This is a genomic window from Kineococcus glutinatus (assembly GCF_039542765.1).
GTDB lineage: Bacteria > Actinomycetota > Actinomycetes > Actinomycetales > Kineococcaceae > Kineococcus_A > Kineococcus_A glutinatus.
This window is the reverse complement of sequence record NZ_BAABIL010000163.1, coordinates 1-6,965: the sequence shown is the minus strand read 5'-3', so window position 1 is coordinate 6,965 and position 6,965 is coordinate 1. Positions and strand designations below refer to the sequence as shown.

The window sequence follows — 6,965 nt, the reverse complement described above, 5'->3', positions numbered from 1 at the left end:
CGGCCCGCGCTGTCGCGCGGTGCTGCGCCGCCAGCCGCTGGCCGCGGTGCCCGTCGGCGCCGTCTCCCTCGTGGGGGCGGGCATCGCGGGTGCGGTCCTGCTCGGTGGTGAGCAGGTGCCCTCGCGGCTGCCGATCGCCGAGCTCACGTGGTGGGACTCCCCGGCGCCGGCCACGAGCGGGGAACCCGCTCCCGGCGGCGCGGACGGGCGGTGAGCACCCCGCGCCGCACCGCCGGGCGTGGTCGCGGTGCGCCGCCCGCGCGTTCCCTCGACGGTTAGTCTTCGACGGTGTTCGGCATCAACGGCGGCGAGTTCGTCGTCATCCTCGTCGTGGCCCTGGTGATCCTGGGTCCGGAGCGGCTGCCGCACTACGCGGAGCAGCTCGGTCGTCTCGTGCGGCAGGTCCGCGACTTCGCCCGCGGCGCGCAGCGGCAGATGCGCGAGGAGCTGGGGCCCGAGTTCGACGACATCGACTGGCGCAAGCTCGACCCGCGCCAGTACGACCCGCGCCGCATCGTCCGCGAGGCCCTCACCGAGGTCTGGGAGGACGACGACGAGCAGGCACCGGTGGCCAGGCGCGGCGGCGGTGCGGCCCCGGCGTCGGCCGGCGGGGGTGTCTCGCTGGGCAAGGAGGCGGCCCGGCCGGCGGCGCAGCGCACGCCGTTCGACGAGGACGCCACCTGACGCGTCCGCGTCCGGGCCCCTGACGCGGACGCGTCCGGACCCGGCTCAGGCCCGGGCCACGCTCAGCCCCAGCTTGCGCCCCGCCAGGCCCCGGCCCTGCCGCAGCACCTCGCGCGCCACCTCGCGCAGCGCCTGCGCGGCGGGGCTGTCCGGCTGCGAGAGCACCACGGGCCGCCCGGCGTCGCCGCCCTCGCGCAGCGCGACGTCGAGGGGCACCTGGCCCAGCAGCGGGACCTGCGCGCCCAGCCGCTGCGACAGCGACCCGGCCACCCGGTGCCCGCCGCCGGCGCCGAACAGCTCCAGCCGGGACCCGTCGGGCATCGGCAGCCACGACATGTTCTCCACCACGCCCAGGACGCGCTGGTGGGTCTGCTCGGCCATCGCCCCGGCCCGCTCGGCGACCTCGGCGGCGGCCTGCTGCGGGGTGGTGACGACGAGGACCTCCGCGCCGGGCAGCAGCTGCGCGACGCTGATGGCGACGTCGCCGGTGCCCGGGGGCAGGTCGAGCAGCAGGACGTCGAGGTCGCCCCAGAAGACGTCGGTGAGGAACTGCTGCAGCGCCCGGTGCAGCATCGGCCCGCGCCACGTCACCGGCTGGTTGCCCTCGACGAACATGCCGATGGAGATGACCTTGATGCCCGCCGCGGTGGGCGGCAGGATCATGGAGTCCACCTTCGTCGGGCGCCCGGTGACGCCGAGCAGGTGCGGCACGGAGAAGCCGTGCACGTCGGCGTCCACGACCCCCACGGAGCGGCCCTCGGCGGCCAGCGCGGCGGCCAGGTTGACGGTCACGCTGGACTTGCCGACGCCACCCTTGCCGGAGGCCACCGCGATGACGCGGGTGAGCGAGCCGGGGGAGTTGAAGGAGATCGTCGGCGCCGCGGTCGTGGTGCCCCGCAGCCGGGCCGTCAGCGCCTGCCGCTGCTCCGGCGACATCACCCCGAAGGTGACGGCCGCACCGCGGGCGCCCTCCACCCGCGCCACCGCGGCGGTGACGTCGCGGGTGAGGGTCTCGCGCATGGGGCAGCCGGCGATCGTGAGCAGGACGTGCACGGCGACCACGCCGTCGTCGCCGACCCGGACGTCGGCCACCATGCCGAGCTCGGTGATGGGCCGGTGCAGCTCGGGGTCGTGCACGGCGGAGAGCGCCTCGCGGACCGCGTCGGCGGTGGGTGCTGCCATGCCGCAAGGCTACGTGGCACCCGCGGTGGCCACCTCCGGCCCGGCCGGCCGGCCCCGGCTCAGCCGGCCGTGACGCGCACGACCTCCTCGAAGGTGGTCTCCCCGCGCATCGCCTTCAGCAGCGCGGAGTCCCGCAGGGTGAGCATCCCGGTGCGGCGGGCCTGCTCCAGCAGCGCGGCCTCGGAGGGGTCGCGCATGAGGATGTTGCGCATGTCGGGGTCGACGTCGAGGACCTCGTACACCGCGGTGCGCCCGCGGTAGCCGGTGCCGCCGCAGTCGGGGCAGCCGGTGCCCTTGAGCGGGGTGGCGTCGAGGATGTCCTCGATGGTCAGGCCGAGCAGCACCAGGGTCTGCTCGTCGGGGATGTAGCCGTCGGCGCAGGAGTCGCACGGCTTGCGCACGAGGCGCTGTGCGATGGAGGCGGTCAGCGACGAGGCGACGAGGAACGGCGCGGCGCCCATGTCGATGAGGCGGGTCAGCGCCGCCACCGCGGAGTTGGTGTGCAGGGTGGTCAGCACCAGGTGGCCCGTCATCGACGCCTTCAGGGCGAGCTCGGCGGTCTCGGTGTCGCGGACCTCACCGATGAGGACGATGTCGGGGTCCTGGCGCAGGATCGAGCGCAGGCCGGCGGCGAAGGTCATGCCCACCTTGGCGTGCACCTGCACCTGCGTGATGCCCGGCAGCTGGACCTCGACGGGGTCCTCCAGCGTCACGATGTTCTTCTCGGGCGACATCGTGGCGTGGATGGCGGCGTAGAGGGTGTTCGTCTTGCCGGAGCCGGTGGGGCCGGTGATGAGCACCAGGCCCTGCGGCACCGACAGCGCCCGCTCGAAGGTGGCCAGCTGCTCCGGCTCGAAGCCCAGGGAGTCCAGGCTCGGCACCGCGTCGCCTCGGGTGAGCAGCCGGATGACGATCTTCTCCCCGTGCAGGGAGGGCAGCGTCGAGACGCGGCAGTCGATGGCGGCGCCGTCGACGGTGATCCGGGTGCGGCCGTCCTGCGGGATGCGCCGCTCGGAGATGTCCAGACCGGAGATGATCTTGATGCGGCTGACGACGGACGGGCCGACGCGCTTGGGGGCCTGCATGACGTCGCGCAGCAGGCCGTCCACGCGGAAGCGCACCCGCAGGCCCTCGCGCTGGCTCTCCAGGTGGATGTCGGAGGCCCGCAGCCGCACCGCGTCGGACAGGATCCGGTTGACGAGCTTGACGATGGGCGCGTCGTCGTCGCTGACGACCTGCTGCGCCGTGCCGTCGCCGTCCTCCTCGGGGGCGACGTCCTCGACCATGGCGCTGACCTGGGACGAGTCCGCGGTCAGGGACCAGGCGCGCGCGAGCTGGTCGCGGATCTGGCTCTCCATGCCGACGACGACGTGCAGCTCGGGGGTGCGGGTGTAGAGCTTGACGTCGTCCAGCGCCAGGACGTTCGTGGGGTCGGCCGCGGCCACGAGCATGTACTCCGGCGTGCGGTCCAGCACGAGGACGCAGGTGCGCTCGGCGACGGCGCGCGGCAGCAGCCGCACCACGTCGGGGGCGGGCACGACCTTCGACAGGTCGACGGACTCCAGGCCGAGCAGCTCGGCGAGGCACTGCCCGAGCTCCGCCTCGGTGACCAGGTTGAGGGCCACCAGGATCTGGCCGAGGCGGCGCCGGGGCGCGTCGGGGTTGCGCTGCTCGGTGAGGGCCAGGTCGAGGTCCTCGGGGAGCAGCAGGCCCTTCTCGACCAGCACGTCACCCAGACGGCGGCGCTGGGGTGCGGCCGGTCCCTGCGGGGCGGTGGCGTCGAGGGTCGTCACCCAGGTGGTGTCGGCAGGTCCGGGCCCGCGCTGAAGTCCGCGGCCGGGGTCCGTTCGGGCGACCGCGGGCCCTCCCCGCCGGCGGACTTGCCCTGCCCCTTGCCCTTCTTGCGCTTGGGCGGGGCGGCGTCGTCGTCGGCGCGGACCTCCTCCAGCAGCGCCCGCAGCTCCGCGCGCACGAAGTCGCGGGTGGCCACGTCGCGCAGGGCGATGCGCAGCGCCGCGACCTCCCGCGTCAGGTACTCGGTGTCGGCCAGGGCGCGCTCGTCGCGGGCGCGGTCCTGCTCGGCGATGACCCGGTCGCGGTCGGCCTGCCGGTTCTGCGCCAGCAGGATCAGCGGCGCCGCGTAGGAGGCCTGCAGCGACAGCACGAGGGTGAGGAAGGTGAAGGAGTACGGGTCGAACCGCAGCGGTCCGGGCGCCAGCACGTTCCACACCACGTACGCGATGACGAACACCGACATGTAGACGAGGAAGCGCGCGGTGCCCATGAAGCGGGCGAACTTCTCCGACGCCCGCCCGAACGCCTCCGGGTCCACGGTGGGACGGGCCACCCACTGCCAGCGCGCCTCCCGCGGGGTGTCCAGACCCGCGCCGCGCCGCCCGCCGCGCTCAGCCACGGCCCACCTCCCGCCGCACGCTGCGCACGACCCCGCGGGCCGGTGATGGCGCCACCCGGGCGCCGTCGCGGCCGGGTGGCCGCTCCTGCAGCAGCTCCTCGTCCTCGTCCTCGTCGCGCCAGTCGTCCGGCAGCAGGTGGTCGAGGACGTCGTCGACCGTCACCGCGCCCAGCAGGTGCCCGCCCTCGTCGACGACGGGCGCGGAGACCAGGTTGTACGTCGCCAGGTGGCGGGTGACCTGCTGCAGGGTGGCCTCGGCCCCCAGCGGCTCGATGTCCTTGTCGATGACCTGCCCCACCGCGATGTGCGGGGCCTCCCGCAGCAGGCGCTGGATGTGCGCCATGCCGAGGAAGCGGCCCGTGGGCGTCTCCAGCGGCGGGCGGCACACGTAGACGGCGGCGGCCAGCGTGGGCGTCAGCTCCTGGCGGCGCAGGTGGGCCAGCGCCTCGGCGATGGTCGCCTCCGGCCCCAGCAGCACCGGGTCGGTGGTCATGAGACCACCGGCGGTGCGCTCGTCGTAGGCCAGCAGGCGGCGCACCGGGTCGGCGTCGTCGGGCTCCATGAGCGCCAGCAGCCGCTCGGCCTGCTCCGCCGGCAGCTCCGAGAGCAGGTCGGCGGCGTCGTCGGGCTGCATCGCCTCCAGGACGTGGGCGGCGCGGTCGCCCTCCAGGTGGGACAGGATCGCCACCTGGTCGTCCTCGGGCAGCTCCTCCAGCACGTCGGCGAGGCGCTCGTCGTCCAGGGCGGCGGCGACCTCGTTGCGGCGCTTGGCGGTCAGCTCGTGGATGACGTCGGCCAGGTCCGCGGCCTTGAGCTCCTCGAAGGCCGCGAGCAGGTTGGTGGCGCCCTGGTCCGCGCTCGGGGAGGCCATGCCGGAGACGGCGTCGGCGTCGACGACGAACGTCTCCCCGCGCCGGCGCAACCGCCCGCCGATGCCGCGGTGGCTCTGCCCGCGCCGGACGAACACCTTCGTCAGCCGCCACTCCCGGGCCCGGACCGGCTCGATGCCGAGGTCCTCGACGGTGGCGGGGCCGCTGCCGTCGAGGAGGGTGACGGTGCGGTCGAGCAGCTCCCCGATCAGCAGGATCTCGGTGGGGCGCTGCTCGAAGCGGCGCATGTTCACCAGGCCCGTGGTGATGACCTGGCCGGCGTCGATGCTCGTCACGCGCGTCATGGGCACGAACACCCGCCGCCGGCCGGGGACCTCGACGACGAGGCCGATGACGCGGTCGGGCTGGCGGCCGGGGCGCACGCTGGCGACGACGTCGCGCACCCGCCCCACCTGGTCGCCCTGGGGGTCGAAGACGGCGGTGCCCGCGAGCCGGGCCACGAACACCCGCGACGGTGCACCACTCATGCTCCTCAGGCTAGCCGCGCCGCGCGGGGACCGGCCGGGCGGCCGCGCGCGGGGCCCGGCCGCGGCGGGGAGGGGCCGCGCGGTCCGTCCCGGACTGCGGCGCGGGGTGAGCGCTCCTACGGTGTGCGCATGGCGAAGTCGAGCGAACTCACGAAGAAGGCGGGCGCCCCCGCCTACACCGTCCCGGGGATGGGCACCGAGCAGGCCCTGGAGGTCGCGGCGATCCTGCAGAACCGGCTCAACGCGCTGACGGACCTGCACCTCACCCTCAAGCACGTGCACTGGAACGTCGTGGGCCCGCACTTCATCGCGGTCCACGAGATGCTCGACCCCCAGGTGGACACCGCCCGGCAGTTCGCCGACGAGGTGGCCGAGCGCATCGCCACGCTCGGCGCGTCCCCGGTCGGCACGCCCGGTGCGATCGTCGGCGACCGCGACTGGGACGACTACTCCGTGGGCCGCGCCGGGGCCATCGAGCACCTGGCGGCGCTGGACCTCGTCTACGCGGGGGTCATCGCGGACTACCGCGGCGCCATCGAGGCGACGGAGGAGCTCGACGCGGTGACCCAGGACCTGCTCATCGGGCAGGCCGGCCAGCTGGAGCAGTACCACTGGTTCGTGCGCGCGCACCTGGAGACCGCCGGCGGGCAGCTGTCCACGGCCGGGGCGCACACCGAGGCGGAGGCCACCTCCAGCGTCCACGACCGGACCGACGCGGCCTGAGAGCCGGCACCGGGAGCCCCGGCACCGGGCGGGCTCCCGGCGCGTTGGACCGTGCGACCGGCGGCCGCGGCAGCGGCCGGGGGACCGACGAGGATGGGGAGATGTCGAACTTCAACCCGATGGGTGGCGGCCGGCCCGCGCTGCCGACGCCGCCGCAGGGGGACCCGATCGGCAGGTACGCCACCTACGAGGAGGCGCAGCGTGCCGTCGACTTCCTCTCCGACGAGCAGTTCCCGGTGCAGAACGTGACCATCGTCGGCACCGACCTGAAGATGGTCGAGCGCGTCACCGGCCGCCTCACCTACGCCCGCGCCGCCGGTGCGGGTGCGGCCTCGGGCGCCTGGTTCGGCCTGTTCGTCGGCGTCCTGATGTCGTTCTTCGGCTCCGGCGGGTTCGCCGGGTTGCTCACCGGCCTGTTCATCGGCGCGGGGTTCGGGATGCTGTTCGGCGTCATCTCCTTCGCCCTCACCGGTGGGCGGCGGGACTTCACCTCCGCCAGCCAGATCGTGGCGGGGGAGTACACCGTGCTGTGCTCGCTGCAGCTGGCCCCGGTGGCCCGCATGGTGGCGCGCGCGGCCCAGCGGTACGGCTTCATCGTCACCGACA

General features: G+C 74.6%; 8 protein-coding genes. 4 read left to right on the top strand and 4 right to left on the bottom strand.

Going from position 1 to position 6,965, the window contains the following annotated elements; genetic code table 11:
- On the top strand, positions 1-214 hold a 214-nt coding region (locus ABEB16_RS07025; protein ID WP_345711545.1), incomplete at its 5' end, for a hypothetical protein.
- Positions 215-288: 74 nt separating this feature from the next.
- Positions 289-684, top strand: coding sequence for a sec-independent translocase (locus ABEB16_RS07020; RefSeq protein ID WP_345711544.1), 396 nt, complete (start codon positions 289-291; stop codon positions 682-684).
- Between the two features lie 45 nt (positions 685-729).
- On the opposite strand, the gene ABEB16_RS07015 is transcribed toward ABEB16_RS07020, so the two are convergent.
- The 4 genes from ABEB16_RS07015 to ABEB16_RS07000 are packed head-to-tail and all read right to left on the bottom strand — an operon-like array spanning position 730 to position 5,636.
- Positions 730-1,866 (bottom strand): Mrp/NBP35 family ATP-binding protein, encoded by a 1,137-nt coding sequence (locus tag ABEB16_RS07015; RefSeq protein WP_345711543.1) that lies wholly within the window; start codon positions 1,864-1,866, stop codon positions 730-732.
- Between the two features lie 59 nt (positions 1,867-1,925).
- A complete protein-coding gene (locus ABEB16_RS07010; protein ID WP_345711542.1) occupies positions 1,926-3,659 on the bottom strand; it encodes a GspE/PulE family protein in 1,734 nt (577 codons plus the stop codon).
- Positions 3,656-4,279: a DUF1003 domain-containing protein gene (locus ABEB16_RS07005; protein WP_425560121.1), complete on the bottom strand. Its 624-nt coding sequence runs from the start codon at positions 4,277-4,279 to the stop codon at positions 3,656-3,658. The genes ABEB16_RS07010 and ABEB16_RS07005 overlap by 4 nt, the downstream gene beginning before the upstream one ends.
- A complete protein-coding gene (locus tag ABEB16_RS07000; RefSeq protein WP_345711541.1) occupies positions 4,272-5,636 on the bottom strand; it encodes a magnesium transporter MgtE N-terminal domain-containing protein in 1,365 nt (454 codons plus the stop codon). The genes ABEB16_RS07005 and ABEB16_RS07000 overlap by 8 nt, the downstream gene beginning before the upstream one ends.
- Positions 5,637-5,765: 129 nt before the next feature.
- Between ABEB16_RS07000 and ABEB16_RS06995 the strand changes: the two genes are divergently transcribed.
- Complete coding sequence (locus ABEB16_RS06995) at positions 5,766-6,359, top strand: Dps family protein (RefSeq protein ID WP_345711540.1); 594 nt, start codon at positions 5,766-5,768, stop codon at positions 6,357-6,359.
- Between the two features lie 101 nt (positions 6,360-6,460).
- The coding region (locus ABEB16_RS06990) for a YflT domain-containing protein (RefSeq protein ID WP_345711539.1) at positions 6,461-6,965 on the top strand (505 nt) is incomplete at its 3' end.

Coding starts and splice junctions, on each gene's coding strand:
- ABEB16_RS07015 (WP_345711543.1), bottom strand. CDS start 1,866: ATGGCAGCACCCACCGCCGACGCGGTCCGCGAGGCGCTCTCCGCCGTG.
- ABEB16_RS06995 (WP_345711540.1), top strand. CDS start 5,766: ATGGCGAAGTCGAGCGAACTCACGAAGAAGGCGGGCGCCCCCGCCTAC.
- ABEB16_RS07000 (WP_345711541.1), bottom strand. CDS start 5,636: ATGAGTGGTGCACCGTCGCGGGTGTTCGTGGCCCGGCTCGCGGGCACC.